Annotated in this window: 30 protein-coding genes; 23 read left to right on the top strand and 7 right to left on the bottom strand. The window is 31.2% G+C overall.

The genetic code is table 11. From position 1 onward, the window contains the following. Positions 1-5: 5 nt before the first annotated feature. The 3 genes from FHG05_RS12545 to FHG05_RS12535 form a co-directional block, all read right to left on the bottom strand. Positions 6-1583, bottom strand: coding sequence for a SulP family inorganic anion transporter (locus tag FHG05_RS12545; RefSeq protein ID WP_140998372.1), 1578 nt, complete (start codon positions 1581-1583; stop codon positions 6-8). Positions 1584-1626: 43 nt separating this feature from the next. Further along, a complete protein-coding gene (locus FHG05_RS12540; RefSeq protein ID WP_140998371.1) occupies positions 1627-1923 on the bottom strand; it encodes a hypothetical protein in 297 nt (98 codons plus the stop codon). Between the two features lie 64 nt (positions 1924-1987). Continuing rightward, complete coding sequence (locus FHG05_RS12535) at positions 1988-2464, bottom strand: Dps family protein (protein WP_140998370.1); 477 nt, start codon at positions 2462-2464, stop codon at positions 1988-1990. A 107-nt stretch (positions 2465-2571) separates the two neighbouring features. On the opposite strand from FHG05_RS12535, the gene FHG05_RS12530 reads away from it, so the two are divergent. Further along, the gene (locus tag FHG05_RS12530) at positions 2572-3513 is read left to right on the top strand and encodes a LysR substrate-binding domain-containing protein (RefSeq protein ID WP_140998369.1); all 942 of its coding nucleotides are present in this window, start codon (positions 2572-2574) and stop codon (positions 3511-3513) included. A gap of 24 nt (positions 3514-3537) precedes the next feature. Here the strand turns inward: FHG05_RS12530 and FHG05_RS12525 are convergent, their stop codons facing one another. The 4 genes from FHG05_RS12525 to FHG05_RS12510 form a co-directional block, all read right to left on the bottom strand. Further along, positions 3538-3732, bottom strand: a complete 195-nt coding sequence (locus FHG05_RS12525; RefSeq protein ID WP_140998368.1) for a hypothetical protein — start codon at positions 3730-3732, stop codon at positions 3538-3540. A 152-nt stretch (positions 3733-3884) separates the two neighbouring features. After that, complete coding sequence (mnmD, locus tag FHG05_RS12520; RefSeq protein WP_140998367.1) at positions 3885-4550, bottom strand: tRNA (5-methylaminomethyl-2-thiouridine)(34)-methyltransferase MnmD; 666 nt, start codon at positions 4548-4550, stop codon at positions 3885-3887. A 51-nt stretch (positions 4551-4601) separates the two neighbouring features. Continuing rightward, positions 4602-5027, bottom strand: coding sequence for a hypothetical protein (locus FHG05_RS12515; protein WP_140998366.1), 426 nt, complete (start codon positions 5025-5027; stop codon positions 4602-4604). Then, complete coding sequence (locus FHG05_RS12510) at positions 5027-5530, bottom strand: DUF4920 domain-containing protein (protein ID WP_140998365.1); 504 nt, start codon at positions 5528-5530, stop codon at positions 5027-5029. The genes FHG05_RS12515 and FHG05_RS12510 overlap by 1 nt, the downstream gene beginning before the upstream one ends. A 194-nt stretch (positions 5531-5724) precedes the next feature. Between FHG05_RS12510 and FHG05_RS12505 the strand changes: the two genes are divergently transcribed. From FHG05_RS12505 to FHG05_RS12405, 22 genes are all read left to right on the top strand, one after another. Further along, on the top strand, positions 5725-6792 hold the full coding sequence (locus FHG05_RS12505; protein ID WP_140998364.1) for a branched-chain amino acid aminotransferase: 1068 nt from the start codon (positions 5725-5727) through the stop codon (positions 6790-6792). A 629-nt stretch (positions 6793-7421) separates the two neighbouring features. Beyond that, a complete protein-coding gene (locus tag FHG05_RS12500) occupies positions 7422-9074 on the top strand; it encodes an ATP-dependent nuclease (protein WP_140998363.1) in 1653 nt (550 codons plus the stop codon). Between the two features lie 163 nt (positions 9075-9237). After that, complete coding sequence (locus tag FHG05_RS12495; protein ID WP_157504249.1) at positions 9238-9747, top strand: SMI1/KNR4 family protein; 510 nt, start codon at positions 9238-9240, stop codon at positions 9745-9747. Positions 9748-9943: 196 nt separating this feature from the next. Continuing rightward, positions 9944-10420: a DUF3805 domain-containing protein gene (locus tag FHG05_RS12490; RefSeq protein ID WP_181369175.1), complete on the top strand. Its 477-nt coding sequence runs from the start codon at positions 9944-9946 to the stop codon at positions 10418-10420. A gap of 69 nt (positions 10421-10489) precedes the next feature. Then, on the top strand, positions 10490-11113 hold the full coding sequence (locus FHG05_RS12485; protein WP_140998361.1) for a hypothetical protein: 624 nt from the start codon (positions 10490-10492) through the stop codon (positions 11111-11113). Positions 11114-11323: 210 nt separating this feature from the next. After that, entirely contained in the window at positions 11324-11827 is a 504-nt protein-coding gene (locus FHG05_RS12480) for a hypothetical protein (protein ID WP_140998360.1), read from the top strand. A gap of 56 nt (positions 11828-11883) precedes the next feature. Next, complete coding sequence (locus FHG05_RS12475) at positions 11884-12513, top strand: hypothetical protein (RefSeq protein WP_140998359.1); 630 nt, start codon at positions 11884-11886, stop codon at positions 12511-12513. A 164-nt stretch (positions 12514-12677) separates the two neighbouring features. Next, the gene (locus tag FHG05_RS12470; RefSeq protein WP_140998358.1) at positions 12678-13436 is read left to right on the top strand and encodes a DUF6882 domain-containing protein; all 759 of its coding nucleotides are present in this window, start codon (positions 12678-12680) and stop codon (positions 13434-13436) included. Between the two features lie 349 nt (positions 13437-13785). After that, a complete protein-coding gene (locus FHG05_RS12465) occupies positions 13786-14595 on the top strand; it encodes a HEAT repeat domain-containing protein (RefSeq protein ID WP_140998357.1) in 810 nt (269 codons plus the stop codon). A 280-nt stretch (positions 14596-14875) separates the two neighbouring features. Continuing rightward, a complete protein-coding gene (locus FHG05_RS12460) occupies positions 14876-15331 on the top strand; it encodes a hypothetical protein (protein WP_140998356.1) in 456 nt (151 codons plus the stop codon). A gap of 166 nt (positions 15332-15497) precedes the next feature. Further along, entirely contained in the window at positions 15498-16190 is a 693-nt protein-coding gene (locus FHG05_RS12455; protein ID WP_140998355.1) for a hypothetical protein, read from the top strand. A gap of 147 nt (positions 16191-16337) precedes the next feature. Next, complete coding sequence (locus FHG05_RS12450; protein ID WP_140998354.1) at positions 16338-17069, top strand: M949_RS01915 family surface polysaccharide biosynthesis protein; 732 nt, start codon at positions 16338-16340, stop codon at positions 17067-17069. Between the two features lie 312 nt (positions 17070-17381). Beyond that, positions 17382-17762 carry a hypothetical protein gene (locus tag FHG05_RS12445; RefSeq protein ID WP_140998353.1) on the top strand — a complete coding sequence of 127 codons (381 nt, stop codon included), beginning with the start codon at positions 17382-17384 and terminating at the stop codon, positions 17760-17762. A 308-nt stretch (positions 17763-18070) separates the two neighbouring features. Next, entirely contained in the window at positions 18071-18682 is a 612-nt protein-coding gene (locus FHG05_RS12440) for a CpXC domain-containing protein (RefSeq protein WP_140998352.1), read from the top strand. Positions 18683-18888: 206 nt separating this feature from the next. Beyond that, entirely contained in the window at positions 18889-19299 is a 411-nt protein-coding gene (locus tag FHG05_RS12435) for a hypothetical protein (RefSeq protein ID WP_140998351.1), read from the top strand. A 172-nt stretch (positions 19300-19471) separates the two neighbouring features. Beyond that, positions 19472-19888, top strand: coding sequence for a hypothetical protein (locus FHG05_RS12430; protein ID WP_140998350.1), 417 nt, complete (start codon positions 19472-19474; stop codon positions 19886-19888). A gap of 241 nt (positions 19889-20129) precedes the next feature. Further along, complete coding sequence (locus FHG05_RS12425; RefSeq protein ID WP_140998349.1) at positions 20130-20558, top strand: hypothetical protein; 429 nt, start codon at positions 20130-20132, stop codon at positions 20556-20558. A 75-nt stretch (positions 20559-20633) separates the two neighbouring features. Next, the gene (locus FHG05_RS12420; RefSeq protein ID WP_140998348.1) at positions 20634-21182 is read left to right on the top strand and encodes a hypothetical protein; all 549 of its coding nucleotides are present in this window, start codon (positions 20634-20636) and stop codon (positions 21180-21182) included. A 120-nt stretch (positions 21183-21302) separates the two neighbouring features. Then, positions 21303-21689 carry a hypothetical protein gene (locus tag FHG05_RS12415; RefSeq protein WP_140998347.1) on the top strand — a complete coding sequence of 129 codons (387 nt, stop codon included), beginning with the start codon at positions 21303-21305 and terminating at the stop codon, positions 21687-21689. A 51-nt stretch (positions 21690-21740) separates the two neighbouring features. Next, positions 21741-22241 (top strand): hypothetical protein, encoded by a 501-nt coding sequence (locus FHG05_RS12410; RefSeq protein ID WP_140998346.1) that lies wholly within the window; start codon positions 21741-21743, stop codon positions 22239-22241. 105 nt (positions 22242-22346) lie between these two features. Further along, complete coding sequence (locus FHG05_RS18645) at positions 22347-22478, top strand: hypothetical protein (protein WP_262710452.1); 132 nt, start codon at positions 22347-22349, stop codon at positions 22476-22478. Next, positions 22475-22849 carry a hypothetical protein gene (locus tag FHG05_RS12405; protein WP_140998345.1) on the top strand — a complete coding sequence of 125 codons (375 nt, stop codon included), beginning with the start codon at positions 22475-22477 and terminating at the stop codon, positions 22847-22849. Before FHG05_RS18645 ends, FHG05_RS12405 begins: the two co-directional genes overlap by 4 nt. Positions 22850-22852 lie beyond the last annotated feature (3 nt).

Raw genomic sequence — 22852 nt, 5'->3', positions numbered from 1 at the left:
ATTATTTATGTTGATTGTTTTTTTAATTTAAAAAATTCGATAAAACTTGCTGGATTATCTACTATTCCTCGCTCTGATTTTAAATGTACAAAAATGTTTTTATTCTTAGCTTGTACCACAAAATCCTCTAAAATTTCTACAATATCATAATCTAAAAAAGTAGTCTTCCTAATGTCTAATTCCAAACGTGAATTCTCAGGCAAATTAAACAATTCTTTTTGAATGGAAGCCTTATTTAAGAAAGTTATTTCCTCAGCAAAGGTCATTTCGATGATATTATCGGTTTCCGATTCTTTCTTATTTAAAAACATCGAATTTTGATAACTTTTTACCAAAATTACAATTACTCCAATGGCTAAACCAGTAAAAATTCCAATCAATAAGTTTGTAAAAATAATTACGATTACGGTAACTATAAAAGGAACAAATTGGGTCCACCCCAAAGCGAACATCTTTTTGAACAAAGAAGGCTTGGCCAACTTAAATCCTACTAAGATTAAAACGGCTGCTAAAACCGATTTTGGAATATGATTCAATACATTAGGAATGGCTATCACAGCCACTAACAACAGGATACCATGCAGTATTGCCGATAATTTTGTTTTAGCATTGGATTGCACATTGGCAGAACTACGCACAATTACTTGGGTTACAGGTAAACCTCCTATCAAACCCGAAACCATATTTCCAACTCCTTGTGCAAATAATTCTCGATTGGGTGGTGTGATATTTTTATCGGGATCCAATTTATCAGTAGCTTCCACACTCAATAAGGTTTCTAAACTGGCAACCAAAGCCAAGGTAAACGCAACTACAAATACATCCATTGTAAAAACTTGTTCAAAATTAGGAAAACGCAATAAGCTCCCAAATTCTGAAAGGTTTTCTGGAACAGGTATTTGAACCAAATGCTTGCCTTCAATTGCAAGACCTTGGGTCTTACTAAAGAGTATTTGTAAAATGGTGCCAATTAAAACGGCTACTAAAGATCCTTGTATGATTTTAAAAATGGCATGTTTTTTTGATAAAATAGTGTCCCAAAATAAAATCAAGACTAAACCTAAAACACCAATAATTAAAGAACCTAATGTAATATTATCAATTACATGAGCGATTGCTGAAAAAGTATTCTCTCCTGATTGTTCTAAAAAACTATCTGCACCTTCTGCTTCTAAATCGTAACCAAAAAAGTGAGGTATTTGTTTCAAAATAATAATGATACCAATTCCAGTCAACATGCCTTTGATAACACTATTCGGAAAATAATATCCAATAACCCCCATTTTTAGTATACCAAATAGAAGTTGGATCACACCTGCTAAAACAACAGCTGATAAAAATATTTCAAAGCTACCTAAAGAAGCAATTGCTCCAGCCACAATAGCCGCTAAACCCGCTGCTGGTCCACTCACTCCAATTTTGGATCCACTTATAGATCCTACAACAATTCCTCCAATTATACCCGCTATTAATCCAGATAAAGGAGGTGCATCACTCGCTAAGGCAATACCTAAACATAAGGGTAATGCTACAAAAAAGACAACGATACTCGCAGGAATATCATTTTTTAAATATTTAAACATAAAAATTCATTTTAAAAAAATAGTACTAATTCAACATATTTTTTTAAACGAAATCAGGTGGTGGAATAAAAATAGAAGCCTTGTACCGACACAGCAGTGCATCATCCATTAAAGCAAAACGAGGTAATTGAAATTCAAAAGAAGGAAGAGTAAATTGTAGCGTTTCATTTTGTGTAATGAGTTTTATTTCATCAAAAGAAATATCAGAACCGCTTTCCTCTTCTTCATTTAATTCGTAAAAAGATGCCAAAGAAGATTTCTCTTCAACTAAACTAATAATTGTAGGTGTCGCTAAAAACGCTAAAAAAAAGACGAGACTTAACTGACATAAAAACTTCATATCACAAATATAAAGTGATTTTATGTAGGATAAGACTATTTTGCTTTATTTTTTTAATAGGTTTTTACTCCTCTTCCATCCAAGCTTGCATCATCCAAATGGTTTTTTCCTGCTCTTTGATAAAGTCGCTCATCATAGCATTGGTTCCTTCATCATTATGTGAAGCTGCTGCTTCTAGAATCACTCTTTCAATTTTTAATAGTTCGGTTAACGAATCGATAACCAATTGTACCGCTTCTGTATCTTTGGAAATATCTTTCCCTATTTTTAAACTATTATTCGCTAAATATTCAGTAAAAGTATGCATGGGTTTTCCGCCTAAAGTAAGCACACGCTCTGCTATTAAATCGATTTTTAACTGACTGTCATTATATAGTTCTTCAAACTTAACATGTAAATCGAAAAAACGTTTCCCTCTAATGTTCCAATGTAAGCCTCTCAAATTTTGGTAATACACTTGAAAGTTAGAAAGCAATACATTTAATTTTTCTATGATAACTTCTGATTCTTGAACGGATAAACCTAAGACATTGATTTTCATAACACTTTGTTTTTATTAATTTATACACAAAATTATTTCAAAAAAATGTGGTTTTTATTATAAATCAAATTGATAGTTTTTATATTTTTATCAAAAATATTTATACAATGACAATTACACAATTATATTATGTTTTAGCAGTTGCGGAACACAAAAATTTTACCCTTGCAGCGGAAAAATGCTTTGTAACCCAACCGACTTTAAGCATGCAAATACAAAAATTGGAAGACGAATTAGACGTTTTGATTTTCGATCGAAGCAAAAAACCAATTCTTTTAACGGAAGTTGGACAAAAAATTGTAAATCAAGCGAAAAATATTGTGAATGAAGCGGGACGAATTAAAGATATTGTCGACCAGCAAAAAGGATACATTGGTGGGGAATTTAAAGTGGGTATCATTCCAACGATTATGCCTACCCTATTACCTATGTTTTTAACCAATTTCATCTCTAAATACCCAAAGGTGAATTTAGTTATTGAAGAAAATACAACGGAAGAGATTATCCAAAAACTGAAAAACGGTCATTTGGATTGTGCTATTGCAGCTACTCCTTTAGAAGAGGAAAACATTAAAGAAATTGTGTTGTATTACGAACCTTTTGTAGCGTATATTCCGGATACGCATAAAAGCTTTGACAAAAAGGAAATTGAAGTAAGTGATTTAGATTTAGACCGCATTCTTTTATTACAAGACGGACACTGTTTCAAGAATGGAATTCTTAATCTTTGTAAAAACAATGCCTATATTAATGAGAATCATTTTCAAATTGAGAGTGGTAGTTTTGAAACCTTAATTAAATTAGCAGATGAAGGTTTAGGCACTACCCTTTTACCCTATTTGCACAGCTTGGATTTAAACGAAAAAAATAAAGTCAAGTTGCGACAGTTTAAAAATCCGAAACCTTCTCGAGAAGTAAGTTTGATTTATCCGAAAAACGAATTAAAAATTCATATTATCAATGCACTACGCGATACTATTTCAGGTGTCGTACGAGGTGCGATTGCATTTCATGACGTAGAGATTATCAGTCCGAAGGCTGCAAAATAAAAAAGGAGCAAATTGCTCCTTTTTTTAGTTTATATACGTTAAACATTGCCTTAATTCAGGTTTTTCTTTGGTAAATTGTAATAACCAATCTCGTAATTGGTCAATTTCATAAGGCAATAATACTTTTATTGCTTTTTCTAACTCTTTACAAAACAGTTTTGGGTCAAAACTAACTCTTTCAAGTATAGATTTTGAATAAGAAAACATTGATCTTGCCATTGTAATTCAATTGATGTTTGTTAGACTTTGGGATAAGAACGTATGTAAATATACCCTTTTTTTCTAAACTATAACGTTATAGCATTTAAAAATAATGCTAATATTATGCTAAAATTTCAAAAAAAATAAGTAACAAACTATAAATCAGTTTATTATTTTTTAATCGCACGAAGCATTTCACGCTTGCCTGGAGCTCCTGGAAGCTTTTCTACTGTAAAACCACTGGCTTTCATGGCATTTTTAATACTGGTTCGGCAAGCATAAGTGACCAAAACTCCTTCTGCTTTTAAGGCTTGGAACATCTTAGTAAAGATACTTTCCGACCATAATTCGGGTTGGACACGAAAACCAAACGCATCAAAATAGATTAAATCAAAAGCATTTTCATCGTTAATGGTATCAAAGAATTGTTTTCTTTTGGTTAACCCAAAATACTCCGACAGCATTTCCTTTTGTTCCCAATCGGATTGGTGCATGACATGAAACTGTTGTGTTTGCTCCGTTGCCTGTAATTGGTCCGCATAATTCAATTGTTGGATTTCCGAAAACGCAACCGGATACGCTTCAATACCGGTGTAGTCTATGTGTTGTTTTCTTTGTTCGGCTTCCAATAAGGTAATCAAAGCATTTAAACCGGTACCAAAACCAATTTCCAATATTGCAATTGCAGATTGCTCTTTAAAAAGATCCAAACCATTTTTGATAAAAACGTGCTTGGCTTCTTGAATGGCTCCGTGTTTTGAATGATAACTTTCATTCCATTCGGGTAAATGAATGCTGGTGGAGCCATCCTCTGTCATAATAATTTCTCTTTTCATAGCTAGCCTTTCAAAAGAAAAGAGTTTAAGATAACCTTAAACTCTTACTCTTTATTGAATATATAGTTTCTTAATTCTTGGAATAGGTCCCAAACACTTTTGCTGATGACAAGCAATGCACGCATCAATAGCTGCATTGAAATGTTCTTTTCGGTTCAAAGAATCGGTAAAGATCAATTGTTCCGCTTCAATGAATTTTTGCGCTTGTTCGTTAAAGAAGGCATCTCTATCGGAAGCCGTTGTTAAATCAGCGGTATGAATGCTTGCAAAATAAGAAGGAAAAGACCCCAACGCGTCACCGTTAGTAATTTGTTGTTTCAGTTTGTTGTTTTCTGCATAAAACTGTTCCATCAATCCGGCCATTTCGGAAAACTCATACATTTTGAATGCTTCCTCTTCTTGCTTTTCAGTAGCCGCTTCCTTTTGGTTACAACTACTTAAAAAAAGAACCAGTATTCCTAAGTACAACTGTTTCATTATTTCGCAATTAAAACCCCATCAGCCATAAAAGAATACGTCACTTTTGGCTCGGTGATACTATCAATGGCTTCTTGCGATTTCCCAGCGTCTTTTGCATAATGCTGTAAATCTTCTACACTTTCTACACTTACAAAGGCTTTACCGTTAACGATAACTTCTTTATCGGTAGCGTTCATGGGTACAAAGAAACCGTAATCTTTAAATTTTACAAACGTCTCTTTATCGTCTGCCAAGTCTAAGGTCATCCAACATCCTTTTTTCTGACATACATTATGAATGGTTGATTTGAATTTTACATCGATGGTATCCCCTTCTTTTAAACCGTTGAATTTTTGCATCATCTCTTCAGAAGACAAAGCCCCTTCCTCATTGATGGTTGCTCCAAAAGAAGCATAGTTACTTTCATTAGTGGTTTCAGCAACTGTTGTTTCTTCTTGTTTTTTCTCTTGGCAACTGAAGTAAAAAGCGGCACATACAGCCACTAGCATTATTTTTTTCATGGAATTCGTTGTTTTATTTACTACAAAAATAAATTAATTGTTTAAAAATAAGTATTTTTTGTTGATAATACCACTATTTATTTTCTTTGCCATGTTAAAAGAACAAATCTTTTTTTGCTAAATTTGCAATGAAAATCGGCGAGGGAGAAATTCCGTTGATTTTTTTTTAATAAAACTAAATAAACAACTAAAATATGGAAATTAAAACTATAGCAGATATCGATATTAAATTGGCTTCTGTATCAAAGATTAAGGATGTTGATTTTGAAACCCTAAGTTTTGGAAATGTTTTTACCGATCATATGTTGGTTTGCGATTATGAAAATGGCGTTTGGAAAAAACCATCGATAGAGCCCTATGCTCCTTTTATGATTGATCCTTCTGCTAAAGTATTTCATTACGGTCAAGCAATTTTTGAAGGAATGAAAGCCTACAAAGACGAGCAAGATGATGTGTGGCTTTTTAGACCCGACCAAAATTACGAGCGTTTTAACAAAAGTGCTGTAAGAATGGCTATGCCAGAAGTTCCTGAGGACGTTTTTATGGGCGGTTTGAAGCAATTATTAGAAATTGAAAAAGACTGGGTTAAAAAAGGAAAAGGAAGTTCGTTATACATACGCCCTTTTATGATTGCAACGGGTAAAGGTGTGGTTGCTGCACCAGCCGTCTTCTATCGCTTTATGATTATTTTATCACCTGCTAAATCCTATTATTCAGGAGAGGTAAAAGTATTGATTGCTGAGCATTTTAGTCGTGCCGCAAATGGAGGAATTGGAGCGGCTAAGGCAGCAGGTAACTATTCTGCGCAGTTTTACCCAACCAAATTAGCCAATGAGAAAGGCTACCAACAAATCATTTGGACCGATGATGCGACGCATACCAAATTAGAAGAAGCCGGTACGATGAACGTATTCTTTAGAATTAACGATACCTTATATACAGCACCTACGAGCGAGCGTATTTTAGATGGTGTGACCCGTAAGAGTTTGATTGACCTTGCAAAACGAGAAAACATCAACGTAGAAGTACGTCCGGTTTTAGTAACTGAATTAGTTGAAGCGGCACAAAACGGCACCTTACAAGAGATTTTTGGAGCGGGAACAGCAGCTGTGGTTAACCCAATTGTAGGATTTGAATACCAAGGTACCTATTATGAGTTACCAAAGTTAGACCAACCCGTTGCTTTAGCATTAAAAGAAAAATTGAATAACATTCAATATAAATTAGAAGAAGATACTTTTGGATGGACGGTAAAAATCTAATACTAGGTTTTTAGTTCCTCATTTCCAATACCTTATAGCCACCCTGCGCTTACTGTACCCACAGTAAAGGCAGGGTTTCTTTTTGGTAAACAGTACCATTTTCATACAATTATTAGGAAAATGGGGGTTTACTTAAAAATTTAGGGTATTTCGCTTTAAAAATTACTTTTTCAGCAACTACACCCCTGTTTTTAGGAGGTTAAAACCCCATTAGAGTTCGGGAAACGCCATCTGAGTAAGGGAAAACAGAATCTGAGTACGGGCAACGCCGTCTGAGTAGGTGAAAACGCCATCTGAGTAAGGGGAAACACCATCTGAGTACGAGCAACGCCGTCTGAGTAGGTGAAAATGCCATCTGAGTACGGGAGTAGACCGTCTGAGTAGGAGTTAGACCCTCTGAGTAGATGGAAAAGCGTTTGTAGGGTTTGTTTTCTTATCTTGGGGAGTGATTGTTACTTATAAGATAAAAATAGGTAGAAATACCTGTTTTTTTGTGGTTGATATGGGTTAGATTTGGAAAAATGATGAATGTGAGAGAAACATTTATATATACATTCAAAAATGTACAAATTGGCGTTATAAAGTAGTGTATATATACTAGTTACCGGCAAGCATAAAAAACGACACTAATGAAAATATCAAACATAAGAATAGAAAATTTTCGTTCAATTGAGACAACAACATTTGACCCGACAGACTTTAATATCTGTGTTGGACAAAATAATTGTGGTAAAACAAATTTCTTTGAAGCAATTGAATTCTTTTTCAATGGCATTGGACGTGGAGGTAATATAAATGATCTTAGATTCAAACGTGAAGCCGATAGAGAAATCTTGGTTGAATTGACTTTTACTGAAGCGTTGCACGGTGCTGCCCAAATGCAACACGAAGGAAATAGAACGAAAATTGAGAATGTGTTGAGTGGAAATGACGTAGTGACTGTGAGGCGTTCAAGTTCTAACCCGACAAAAAGAAAGATTTTTGTAAATGGGCAAGAGGTCAATCCAGGAACAGGATTTGATGCTGCATTGAATGATTTCCTTCCTAAATTTGAATATGTAAATACAAAGCAATATTATGACAGTGTTGCAAAGTATGGAAAGTCTACACCTATAGGAATAATGCTATCAGGAGTATTAACAGCAATATTAGAAGATAATGAACAATACCAACAGTTTCAGGAAAAATTTAGAGAGCTATTTGAAGATGATGACTCTCAAATAAAAACAGAATTTGAAAACATAGGAAACCGAGTTAAAATCCATTTAGAAAAACAATTCCCTGATTGCACAAAAGTAAAGTTTGAAGTTTCCGCACCTGTTTTTGATGACCTTTTAAAAAACTTTGAAACCACGGTTGACGATGGTATAGAAACTTCAGCAGAAGAAAAAGGTGATGGAATGCAGAGGGCTTTAATGCTTGCTATAATTCAGGCATATGCAGACTTTAGAAAAACTAATGAAGATTTAGGGAAATCTTTTATTTTTTTCATTGATGAAGCTGAGTTGCATTTACATCCCACAGCCCAAAGGAATTTAAAAAATGTGCTTCATCAACTTTCGACACATACTGACCAAGTCTTTATAAATACGCATTCATCTGTTTTTGTAGCTGACAATTACCCTCATCAAACAATTTTTAAAGTAGAAAAAAACAACGGAGCTACTTTAATAACCCAAGTTTCAGACTTTGAAAAGCCTTATGTGGTTTTTGAATTACTTGGTGGCAGTCCAGCAGATTTGTTACTTCCGCGCAACTTTTTAATTGTTGAAGGTCAAAGTGAATTTGAACTGTTGACAAGAGTAATTAGAAGGTTTTACGCAGACCGACCGCCAATTCAAATAATAAAGGCAAATGGAGATATTGACCAAGTTGTAAGAACAATTAATGCTATTGAAAAAGCATTCATACCTTTGGGTGCAAGTATTTACAGAGACAAGACTGTAATTTTTATCGACCAACCAAGTGAACAGACACAAGGCGGTGTGACACAATTTTTACAGACGCACAACAATTTACAACAAAACAATCAATTCTTCCAACTTCCTGCAAGAGACATTGAACAGTGTTACCCGAACCAGCCCGACACAATCTATGGAAATTGGAGAAAAACTCAGGCAGACCTTGACGCTGTAAATGAGAATGGTGAAAAGATAATTACAGGAAAAAAGAAAAAACAATTAGCTAAACACGTTGGAGAAAATATTACTCAACAACAATTTGAAACTGACTTAATATACTGCTTTAACGCACTTAGTAGATGTTGGGAACTAGCATATTGACAGAGGTTAAGACAAGAATGCCAGCCGGTAACAAGCGTTTGGCAAGATTGTTAATTTTGTAGTAAATTCACGTTTATTTTTCGCGATAAATTTTATCTTTAAAAATCATTAGAAACTATTTCAATCACTAAACCAAAACAATAAGCTTATTAACCTATTCTCTATGAAAGAAATCCTTTTAACTTTATCACTTGTTTCCATAGAACTGGGTGACGTTGCTTATTCAGAAAAGCAATTGCATGAAAAATGGATTGGGTTTGAACCGGCAACTAATAATCAAATCCAAGCTGCCGAAAAAAGACTTAGTGTTGATTTTCCTAAAGATTACATTGATTTTTTAAATATTACAAATGGTTTATCAGTCACAAATGATGTTCAACCTTCTTTTATGAAAGTTGAGGATATCGATTACTTAAAAATTATTGATCCCTTTCTTGTTGAAGTTTGGTCAGGTCCTGAAATTTGGAAAATAGGTCAATGTTTAGAAAGAAGTATTCTTATTGGCGGAAAAGAGGAAGAACAATATTTTCTACTTATTCCACCTAAAGAAAAAGATGATAATTGGAGGTATTGGACTTTTGCATCTTGGCGTCCAGGTGAAGAGGAGTTCTTGGATTTAAAAAGTTATTTTGAGAGTGTTATTGAATTCAATAAAAACTATCTAAAAAATTAAAAGATTACTGTTAACAACTCCGCTCCGCAAAGTCTCCTGACTTTGAGGTTGAGTTAATAGCACTTTTAGTTATAATTTACTAACACAAAAAAAACATTTATAAATCGTTATATGAATGTTTTTTATAATTTAGCTCAAAGTCGGGAGACTTTGCGATGCTGGGTACCGGAACGTTATGAACAAGTTTAATACAGAAATGAAATACACAATTCTTTTAATGTCGTTTTTATTTATGAGTTGTAATTCTCAACCAAAGAATAATATTTTTACTTCCGAATTTGGATACTCAATAATACTTCCAGAAAAATGGGCAGAATACGAAGACGAAGAAAATTTAAATGCATTCTTTGACACAGAAAATTGGACTGGTAATTTAAGAATTACTGTAATTGAATTAGATAGAAACATTGATGACAATTATATTGAAAAGGAATATATAAGATTGACAAACGCCGAAAAAATTATTACTCAAAATGGTTACACTGGATTTAAGTATTTAGAAAAATCTCAGGACGGTTTAATGTATTATTGGCAATTATTTCATAAAAATAAAATGTTTGTTTGTTCATTCGTATTGAACCTAGAAAATAATACAAAGCTAAAAGAAGCCGAAATTGAAAAAGTTGAAAAAATAATAAACTCAATAAAAGCTTTTAATAAAACCAAACCATAACAGAGTTTGCATCAATGGCTACTTCGTTTTCAAGTCATTTCACCTTAAGATCATACTTATGCAATAACAATGAAAAAAATCATTTCAATATTTACTTTAGTAGTTTTGGTCTATTCTTGCACAAAAAAAGAAGCTAAAATTGAGATTTATTTGTTACAACAAAACATTCAAAGTATTGAAGGAATACCTGTTATAGAATATTTAAAGCTTAAAAAAATGAATAGTGTAATCGACAGTTCAAAAGCTAATCAACTAAATTGGAACTATGATTCTATAAAAAAACAATACATACAAGGTGGTAAATTTGTAGTTAAAAATGAAAACTTACAAAGACTGCCTTTAATTGTAGATGCTGATATTTTAGGATTAAACCTAAAAAAAAGTGAGTTGATTTTATCTGATAACGCTAAAAAAAGAATTTCAAATTTGAAACTTGGTAGAAATCAATTTGCAATTTGTGTAAATGGCGAACCTGTTTTGACTGGTTATTTCAGGTATAATTTTTCAAGTGTTATTTACAGTTGGAATTACATTGGCTACAATCATAATAATGAAAACTTTCAAAAAACAGATACAACATTTGTAATCCGACAAAATCCAGATTATGAAAATTGGAACCCCATACTTACAGATTTGACCGATTATCCAAAATTGGTAAATGCATTTGAAGAAACTGGTCGCCTCAAAGAATAAGCTTTTTTTGAAATTACAATTTATAAACTATATCTAAAGACTTTTATATTTTGAGCTTATTTTTAAAAATATTTGACACAAAACTATTAAAAATAAAGCCCTAAAACTTTATATTAAATATAGCCTATTTTAATACTACGTAAAAAGATTGCGTATGCTAAAGGTAATTTTGAGTTGTAATTGGTATTATTAATTTAAAAGATTAATAGGATGAAAAATTTTGAAGATTTACTTTTTTTAGATGAGATTGTTCTTCAAGTTAAAATTGCTAGAAAAGCGGTTGAGCTATTAGAAACTACCAAAACTACTTTTGACAAAATTGAAGTTTGGGGTTCTATTCAATCTATTCTTGTAACTGCTGGAAATGTTTCAAAAATTCTTTGGCCTTCTGATAATAAATATAAATCAAGAGGAGAAAGATTAAGAGAACTACTTAAAATAGATAAAGACAATATTTTATCAAACCGAAAATTTCGAAACCATTTTGAACATTACGATTCAAGAATAGAGGAATGGTTTAACAATCAACCTAGTGCTGTTTATATAGATTTAGCCATGAATCCATCATTTTCAGGATTGGATCTAAATACACATCGTGGGTATAATTCATTTAATAATACTCTTCAATTTAGAGAAGAAATATTAGATTTGAATCATCTTTTAGAAGAAATGGAAAAAATATTGGAAAGTTGTAAACCGTATACTCTAATCTAGAATAGTAATTGTGCGTAATAAATTAAATTTAAAAAAATCATATCGATATAATCACAATGAAACAAATTAAAATCGTATTCTTACTCCTATTCTGTAGTATCACTTTTACAGGTTGTCAAAAGAAAGAAGTAAAAGAAATAAAAGAGGCAAAAGATGTAATAGAAGAAAGCCTTCTCGAAACTGAACTAAAAGCCATGAATGCTGTTTTTAATCAGGTGGTTGATTCTGTTTATTTGAAATCAAAAGAAAATACAACTATTACTGATGATCTTAAAGATAAGACTATAGTCATTTATGATAGTCTTATCTTTGACAAACCCGGATACGTTCAATTCCATTCCAAATTTAAGACAATTAAAAATTTCTATGTAGATACTATTAATGAAACTATTACTCAAAAGATAGATCTAACTAAATTAGAGAAAAAAGCCGGTTTTACATATTTATCCAAATTATCTATCAGTAAAGATTCCATAAAAAAGAGCTTTTGGAGTTCAAAAAATGCACTCTCTGGAGTTTTACTATTTTCCAAAATTATCTTTGATAGTGAAAAAAAGTTTGGAGCCTTTAACTGTATTTTTTCTGAAGGAAATATTTATACAGCAAAACATTTTTTAGTCTACATTAAAAAAGAAAACGAAAATTGGAAATTGGACGAAGTCACGAAATTCAGTAGGATGTATTAAAAATACTACTGCTAATCACCGTTTATAACAATTGCTAATTATGTGATTTATTTACTGTTCTTTTCAGCTAGAAATTTTATCTTTATCAGAAAATAATCAGTTACGAAGCACGTAACCAAACAAAGTGTGAGAACGTTGTGGTCAATGTAAAAAAACTAACTCAATTGATATTTAGAACACTGAAATACGAAAAATATGCGGACAAAATTTGTCAAAAGCTGATTGAATTTCAAAACGAGTTCAGAGCCGAATATGACCTTGACAATTATGCAAATTGGTTCTACAATCAATCTAGCGAAACATTAAGGCTGTATTCAGACGACAAAGAAATTTATTTCAAATATATACCTGTTGGAACTTTTTCTCAAAAGACAAATACTTGGGTGTGGGCTTGGGCAAACGAATATTCTGTTGAACCAAGAAAATTCAAGACTTTACAAGTTAAGGAGTTTGGAGAAAAGAAAAAATATGAAAACCTGACCAACGCACATTTTGAAGGAGATACATACACAGGTTGGGAATTGACTTCTATTGCTTTTGAAATAATTGGTGGAATTGGAACTTATCGAGTTATATCTGACCAATTAGAAAAATACTTTTTACTCACAGAACAAATCTCAAAAGAAGAAGTTCAGAAAATAGAAAGCGAATTAATTGAATGTGGAATTCATGGAAAATTAAGAAAAGCATTTATATGTCAACATTTGAATAATCAAACCAAAACTGGATTTGAAGAAGCATTTGAGACATATAGAGGAATGGAATTAGACGAGGAAGACGATTTTCAAGCTTGGTGCTCTAAATGCGAAAAAGAACGACTTAAAACAGACGGTTGGAATGACGAATCAATGAAATTTGCAAAGATTAAATTGGTTTGCGAAAACTGCTATTTTGAGATAAAAGGATTTAATTTAAAAGAATAAAAACACTAACCACAACAATGGCTATTAGTAATTGATTGTTCCCCAGCTCCGCAAAGTCTCATGACTTTGAGGTTGAGTTAATAGGGCTTTTAGTTAATTTACAAACTCAAAAAAATCATTTATAAAATCGTTATATCAATGATTTTTATAATTTAGCTCAAAGTCGGGAGACTTTGTACAGCGGAGTAATTTTACCTATTGTAAGTAGCCATTAGAAATGTTATATTTGAAGCATAATAAAAGCACAACAAACAATTCGCATATACCTCCAAAATGAGTAGATTGGCGCTATAAAGTAGCGTAAATATGCTAGTTGTGTGTCATTTAAGAAAAAGCTCGAAAAAGAAAAATGAGTCGAAAAAAATGGACATCTGAAAAAATATTCACTCGACTGTTGAATAATAGAACGCAAAAAACTTTTTGGGAAAACATTCGAGAATTAAGAAACCGTCCAAATAAAGACGTTTATGATAAAGCGTTCAAACTCGCGAGTTCTGAAATTGAAAAGGAGAAAATTATTGGAATTTATGTTTTGGCTCAATTAGGTTTTGACCCAAGATTTCAACAGGATAAAACAGTAGATTTATATTTTAAATTATTAGAAAATGAGAAGTCACCAAAAGTGATTTCAGCAATTTTGTCATCTATAAGTCATAATAATGAGAATTTAAATGAGAAACAGATTTTAAAGTTAATTGAATTCAAAACTCACAAGTTTGTAAATGTCAAGTTTGAATTAACTCTTGCTCTTTCTTGTTTAGAAAATGAGAATGCAATAAAAACTTTAATTGAATTATCTAATGACAAAGACTCTGATATTCGAAATTGGGCAACTTTCGGAATCGGAACGCAACTAAATAACGATAGTAAAGAAATCAGAAATGCACTGTGGAATAGAGTCACAGACAATGACGAAGCTACCAAATTAGAAGCAATTTCAGGATTAGCAAAAAGGAAAGACAAAAAAGTAAAAAACATTTTAAAAACCGAACTTGAAAACATTGACCAAAATGGTTTGTTGATTTTAGAATCTATTGAAGTATTTAATGATCAAGATTTCATTCCTTTGTTGGAGAAAAAAATTATTGAGAATAAAGTATCAAAAAAAGTTAATGAAAATTGGCTTTTAGATACGCTGAGTAAATTGAACGAAAAATAAAAACGAACACACAACAATGGCTATAAATAATTGCTTGTTCTCGCCTAACAGCAAAGTCTGAAGTTTCGAACTTTGCGCAGTTGAGTAATTTTACCTGTTGTAAGTAGCAATTAGAAACGTTATATTTGAAGGACAATAAAGCACAACAAACATTCGCATATAATTCCCAAAATGGGTAGATTGGCGTTATAAAGTAGTGCGTATATACTAGTTAGGCGTCATTTTAAATACATACCCGATATCGAAATACAAAATGGACAAAATAAAAATATTTATAATTATGGCAGGACTATTTTCTTGGCTGACAGGTTTCAAAGAACAGCAATCTGATAAAACCAACTTTCAAGACGACAAATTTAAAGCAGGACAAGTATGGAAATATAATACGAGGATTGGAGAAGAAAATTCAACAATTACAATTTTGAAAGTTGAAAAATATGAGAAAGATGGAATTGTAATACACATTTATGTTAATGGACTTAAAGTTAAAAATCCACACAAACCAACAGGTTTTTCGGACGAAATCGGACACTTACCTTTATCAAAAGATGCTGTATTGAAAAGTGTAACGACCCTAGTTTCTGAAAACAATAAATTACCTGACTATAAAGAAGGTTATAACAATTGGAAAGAAGCATTTGACAATAATAAAGGTGGAATATTTTCTATTACTGTTCAAGAAGCTGTAAAATATGTTGAGGAAGCAATGAGTAACGCAAAACAAGTTAAAGAATAAAAAACGAACGCCCAACACGGGTCTTGCGTCATGCGTGCTGACGTGCAAACTTGAAACTTTGTGCTTCTATTGAACTTTAGTAATAAATTGAACCTTTTTGCTCGGAAACCCGCCCGAACGCAAAGCCCGAAAACGTTGTGCAGTATTTTACCTAAAAAACGTAAAAATGAAAATAACCCAAATTTTAGTTTTAATTTTTCTCTTTATTTGTTTTTCAAATTGTAACAATAAAAACCCAGAAAATGACAAAATAGAATATAGTGAAATTGAAATAAAAGATAAATTTACAAATAAACTAAAATTAGATTATGCAGATAAGTTAACCGTTGCAGAAATATCTCCATTATATATTGGCAAAATATCTAAAGAAGTGAAAATATCGTATCAGAATTACAAAACGGTTGAAAAAAATAAAGCTTTAAAAAAATATAAATTTCCAATACAAAACTCATTAGAAATATTTATTGACACAACAAGAATAATTGGAATTCCAATGGGATTATATGAATATTCTAAAACAGAAAAAAGAAATGATAAAATTGCAAATCCAATTTTTATAAAAAACATTAGTAATGATACTTTAACTATTGGTTATGCAGAATATTTACCTATAATTATTGAAGCGAAAAATAGAAATGGAGAATGGCAACCAATTCAAGAAAGAATGAGATTTGAGTGTGGAAATGGAATTGTAGATTTTTATTGTCCACCGAACAATATTGTCATTTGTGCAATGCAAAAATATGGCGGAAATTTTAAAACCAAACTTCGACTTAAATATGAATCATTTGCTTCAAAATCAAGTATATTTTCAAATGAGATTAATGGAGAAATTAATGAAAAACAATTCGTGAAATAAAAAACATCGCACAACAGGCGTTTCTCGCAATTGGGAATTTTGTGGTAAACACAGTTTATATTTCGCAAGAAATTTTATCTTTAACTAAAAATAATTGGTTCAGAAGTTTGCAACCTCGCTAAGCATAAGAACGTTAGTTGTAATTATATGAAAAACTACATTTTAAATATATTTTTAATTGCTTTTAGCATTGGATTTGGGCAAAGTAAGAATCATTCTGAAAAGTTCAGAAAACTTGAGCCTGATGTTTGGTTAGGTATTTGGGACAAACAAAATTCAGAAAGCGCTTTAAAAATAGATACACTTTTTTATGACGAAATTCCAAAAAATTTAGATTTTAAAGGAACTGTAGTTGAAGCTTTAAAATGGAAGGATGTTTTGGGTGAAAATATTCTTATTCAAACAGTTACAGGTCATTTTAATTGGAAAGATTATGAAGAGAATTCGAAAAGCTATATGTTACAAGATAAATCAGAACTTTACGCTTATCTATTCAGAAAGACAAACTCCGAAAGTGAATTTGTTAGAGTTTGGAAAGTTTATGATTTTAATAAATGTTATGGTGTTGATTGGTTTACTGGTTTTATACCAAAAGCAACAACAATTACTGATGTTAATAACAATGGAATTTCTGAAATAACTTTACCCTATGTTTTAATTTGTCGTGGCGGTGTGGATCCAGGAGAAATGAAAATTATTATGTATGAGGAAAATACAAAATACGCATTAAGAGGATCAACAATGTTAATGTGTAAAAGTGAAAATCCATATGGTGGAGAATATACTTCAAGTGAAAATCTAAAAAATAATACAATCTTTTTGGACTTTCTTGTAAAACGTTGGAACATACATAAATGTGAAAACGGAAAGTATTATTAAAAACTGCTGGTAGCAGCGGTTTGTAACAATTGCCAAGCATGGTTAGTATTCGGAATTTTACTTCGTCAGTTCGCACTTTGTGCTCGGGTCTACGAAAATTCCACTAGGAGTTTTGTACTTGTACTCTTTTGGTATAAATTTACACAACTGCTACAAGCAGCAAAGCGTTAGCACTCATAAAGTAGACACCCGAAAATGGCACAATATAAAACACTAAAAAGTGTAACACACAATTTTGTACATTCTTTTTTAAGTCTTATGAATTTTTATAAGGAGGATTATACTCTTGGACATATTCAAAAACAAATGATTTTGACTGGACTGAACAAATTAGAGATTGACATCCTGAAAAATGAAATAAAACCAATAGAATTATTAACTGAGCCAATACAAAAATCAATTGATAGCTATATAAAATGGTTCCCTTTACTCATTAAAGATTCAAATTCTGATTTGGATTTGATTAAAGAGGCAAAGTTGACAATCGAATTTGATCTATCAAAAAGCAGGATTTGTTCATTTGCGCCAGAGAACATGGAAAATCCTTACACCTGTACTTCCAGTATAATCGATGATCGAGACAAAGAATATAAATATGAATTTAAAGATTGGTGGTTTCCAGAAGCATTGGTAATTGTGCAGAAGGAGACAACATGGTGGACAAAATACATTCAATGGATAAGAAAAAAATAAATGCGTGCTAACACCAAATAAGCAAAAGTGCCAAAAAGATTAAATTTGAAAAGGCGACTTTGCCTATTTGGAAAACGTTATACGACATTTAAACAAACTTTGTTGTAAACCACAACATGAAAAGTAAAAACAAGAAGGAAATAAAAACTACCGCTAACTGGCATTTGGCAACATTGGAATTTTGTGGTAAACACAGTTTACATTTCGCAAGAAATTATATCTTTGATTGAAATCAATAGGTTCCGAAGCTCGCAACCTTGCCAAGCGCAGGAACGTTATACAACATTTTAAAAAAACATTACATAAATATGAGTTTATCTACAACTATTAGCGAGAATTGTCCACATTGTAATTCAATCCAAGAAATTGAATATTATCAAACAGTAAATATCACTGCGGATCCTAATTTAAAAGATAAAGTCTTAAACGGAACACTCAATAGTAAAATCTGCACGGATTGTCTTAAAGAAATAAATATATTTTCGGGATTTCTTTATCATGACATGAAAAATCGCTTAATGTTTGAAGTTAAAGTTTCTGACAAGCAGGACGAAAGAAAAACAGAAGTTATCAATGAATTTAAAAAAAATGGATATATATACCGTGAAATATACTCTTATCCTGAATTAGTTGAAAAAATTCACATATTTGATAACAATTTAAATGATTCTGTAATTGAAAATATTTCTAATAAATTAAAAGCAATGTTAGATGAATCATTAAAACAAATAAAAGAACCAGATTCAGAAATCAATTTCAATGTATTTTTTAAAAAAATAGAAAACGGCTTTTTTAAGAAAAAAATTGTCTTTTATTGTTTTTCACACCCAAGTCAAATGATGGAAATGAAATATGACTTTAAAAATTTAACTGAAAGTGAAAAAAAGAACTTATATAATATAGAAATTCTTAGAAGTTAGAAAAACGCTGTATAAAAGCGGTTTTGTGAAAGCGGGGTTAGGATTTGCATCGGGGTGAACTAGTGTTTACACCTCTCTCCTTTTTATAAAATTTTCCTTTCAATCTTTTCGGTATATTTGTAAAAATCAGTAATAAAAAAAAGCCTTCACAAAGGTGGTGGAAAGTTATCTGCCATTAAACAAAACTCGACGTAAACTCAACTTAGATGAAAAAAATTTTCTTATTGCTACTTACTTTAAATTTAAATTTGGGGTTTTCTCAAACGACCAAAGAAAAGAAAATCATTGAAAAAGCAGAAAACTATATAAAACAAAATGGGTACACAAACGAAGAGTTTAAGTTTGACAAAAAACAATTTAATGTGGATATTGTTGACCCAGACAATCTTGATGAAATATTAAAAAAGCGCAAGGGACGATTAAATTCAAAAGCTGTCTATTTCAAAAAACAGGATACAGATTACATCGTAGGTTTTGAATATTCAAAATTAGATTTAAAAGAAAGAGATTCAATAGCTTTGAAAGCGGTATCAATTGATAAAAAAACTGGCAAAATGAGGATATTTCATGAAAATATTCTAGTACCATTTTTAGATTTAAAAAAAACTAATTATTAACGGCAAATAACAGTGGTTTTGAGAAATGGCTTCTCCACTCAGCTAAGTAATTTCACCTATTGTAAGTAGCAATTAGTAACGTTATATTTGAAATACAATAAAAGCACAACAAAGATTTGCACATACCTCCCAAAATGGATAGATTGGCTTTATAAAGTAGCGCATTTTAGAAATGAGTAATAAAAAACGAAATTTATATTTAATCATAATCGGAATTTTATTGATATACGGAGGTATATTCGCTTGGAATTATTCGACTTTTAGTGGACTTAAAAAAAACACAGGATATACTTATGGAAAAATAGTAGCTAATTTTCAATCTGGAAAAAATAACTACCAATATTCAAGATACGAATATCAAGTTAACGATATTATATTTCAAGGTAGACAAGGAGGTAAATATTCTAAAGAAAAATTAGTTGTTATTGTTTATGACAAAGAGAATCCAAAATATAGTATGATTGCGGAATATCCTTTTGAATTAATAAATGAACAAAACAATACATTAAAAATTGAAGAAAAATTTGTAAATTATAGTTGGTGGAATTATATACCAGTTGACAAAATTTCAGATTTATGGGAAAAATAAAATTAAAATTTAACTAATTAAAAACGCACCACAATAATGGTTTTTAACATTGGCTTGGCTTGTATTCGGAATTTCACTTACGCCAGTTCGCACTTTGTGCCCGTGTCTCCCAATTTTCTAAAATAAGTTTATATTTGTTATTGAGAGTTTTTGGTTTATCGCCACTACTTATAGGCGCGAACGGTTAAATGCTGTTTTAGAGCGACAGAACACTGAGATAAATAGAAATAGAAATAAAAATATGAATGAAGAATTAGAAAATCAATTTTATTTTCTTCGCAATTTTATAGTTGAGGGTTTTGAAAATTACAAAATAGATAAAATATTAATTTGTGAAAATTTAAAAGACAAATCTGTAATATTTGTTTATCTGAAAATTTATGAAAAGAATTGGCAAAAATATTTTCTTGATTCTGGAGCCGGATTTTGGGAAGATACTGAAACAATAAATTATTTAGATTTGGAAAATATTGAAGATGATGAAGACTTTATATTGAAGGATTATTCAAACAAATTTAATATAAAAAACAAGGAAATATCTAAAATTTATTGCGAACCAAATGAGGAAAATTGTCAAATAATAATTCAGCTAAAAAATAGCGAAAAAATACTTTTGAGATGTAGAAATTCAAAAATATTTGATAGTGAATGTGAAATAGTCTTTGAATAAAAAAACAGCTTACAACAGCGTTTTGTTTCAATAAGTAATACTAATTTCCCTATTACTAACCCTCTAAATAATTTCATGACATTTAAAAATACGAATCATACCTATACCGTTCTCGGAATCTTACTCCTTCTGATGAGTTGTAAATCGAATCAAAAGTTAGAAAAATCTGAGTTTCAACAAAACGATGATTCTGTCAATCTTTATGCTTTTATTGGAGAGAAAATTGCTGTAAAGGAGTTTGATCCCAATGAAAATAATACGGAAATTGAAATAGACTCAATCACTGGAGATACCATACGAAAGGCATCCTATGTTATGGATTATGGTTTTAAAAATAAATACAAGGTGGTGCAAAATGTATTTAATGACTTAAAAACTGACACTATTGAATTTATGGCTTATGATCATTCTGGACGACCTAGATTTGAAAACTATGACTACGTACTCTTATACCTTTCTTTAAACAAGGAAAAAGGATATTTCTATCATCAGAAATACCAATTTGATCCTGTGCTAAAAACAAAAAACGGAACTTGGAAAGGAAGCCATGGTGAAAGCATTGAAAAGTTGTTTAACGAAAAGAAAAAAGGAGTATTCACTGCACGTGGGCTGTTTGATAAATAAAAATGAGTTGGTAGTAAGTATTTCGCAAGAAATTATATCTTTAACTAACCTGAGATTTAAAGCTGAACGGATGAAATAAATACATCCTACCGTTTCAAATAAAATTACATAACATACCTAATGAAAACTTTTTTAACCTTCCTATTTCTAATATCACTTGGATTCGTTAATGCTCAAGAAAAGCATGAAACTAAAAAGGATTCACTTGTTTGGACATTAATAACTTGTGAAAAAGGTGTTGAAGATGCAAAAATTGACGCTGAAAAGGGAATTTATGAGTGTTTGTCATATGGGCTTATTTTTGAAACCAATCCAGAATTAGACAAATTTATAAATGAGTATCGTGAAAAAAAATATGGTATAATTACTCGAAATGGGAGTTGTGTAATTACAGAATACTCGCAATGTTATTCAAAAACTATGAAAGAAATCGTATTTAAAAAATTTGGAACTGATATCTTTGAAAGAAGTCGAAAAGAAGCTGAAGCGTTGTATTTAAAAAAATAACTCATAGAAGTAATGCAATCCAAAAATCCAATTTCACTATAAATCTAATTTATGAATCCAAAGAAACATACCTTTTTAATTACTTTACTTCTGCTGTTTTCGTCTTCGCTTCTTTTTGCACAAAACTATATTTTACCCAATGAAGTATTAGTCTACAGTTTTGAAACTCAAAAAGGCAAAAAGCTTGTTTTGGCGAAAGATAAAAACAATCAATACCTCATCTATCGCTTTGGTACAGCCACTATTATTGAATTGGAGTATCCCAATACAACCAAGGAAAGTTGGAGTAAATTTACCTACTCGTATTATTCACGTGGAGGTGGTATTCAAAATGAAGGAATGGATTTAAATTATGTTACTTTTACCAATGGTAATTATCAATATGTAATCTATGACACTTATTATGCTGTTGAAGACACATCCGAAATTGGAATCAAAATAACCAACCTTACAACCCATAAAACAACAACTATAAGAGGCAATTATGCTACTAAAAAGGGAAGTTTAATAGATTTTAGAACGAATAATTTATTGAAAATTGATGATGAATAAGAATTGTTTTTATTAAATTGTTTTAGAACGTGAAATTACTATTGGAGACTATATCTATTTGGTTGTAACGAACAATTATTGGAGTAAAAAATTAAAGAAATTGATGTGGGCAGAAGATGTAATGTAGCTTCTTCAAATTTGGGAATTGTAATGGAACGTATAACTGAAGCTAAAATTGATGCTTTAAAAGATTGGAAACCCAATTTCACTATTGGAAAAATAGGCTCAAAAAAATGAAATCTGAATTAAAATATATCGAACTCAAAAGTGGTTATGCTAACAATGGTCCCGCTTGGATTGGAATGGTAGAGTTTTCAAAATCGGGACGAACCATTTATTTTAATGGCAAAGCACTTAAAAGTTCAAAGGGCCGTGGAATTGCAGGTAATTATTATGATATGGAAAATGGAGATGAATACTGGGTTTCAGGAGTTAAAAAAGATGGTTCAGACAGACATAAAAACGGTGGCGGAAAAATTTGGATTGATCGAAAAGTGGTAAACGTTTACTTGAGTCTGATTGAATGTAAGGAATTGGACAGAAAACGCTATGAATTGACAGACATACAACCCACAAACAAACAGTTATTTTCGGAATTAGAAAATTAAAAT

Origin of the sequence: Flavobacterium profundi, from assembly GCF_006491645.1 — a bacterium.
GTDB classification, from domain to species: Bacteria; Bacteroidota; Bacteroidia; order Flavobacteriales; family Flavobacteriaceae; genus Flavobacterium; species Flavobacterium profundi.
This window is presented reverse-complemented; position numbering and strand designations above follow the sequence as displayed.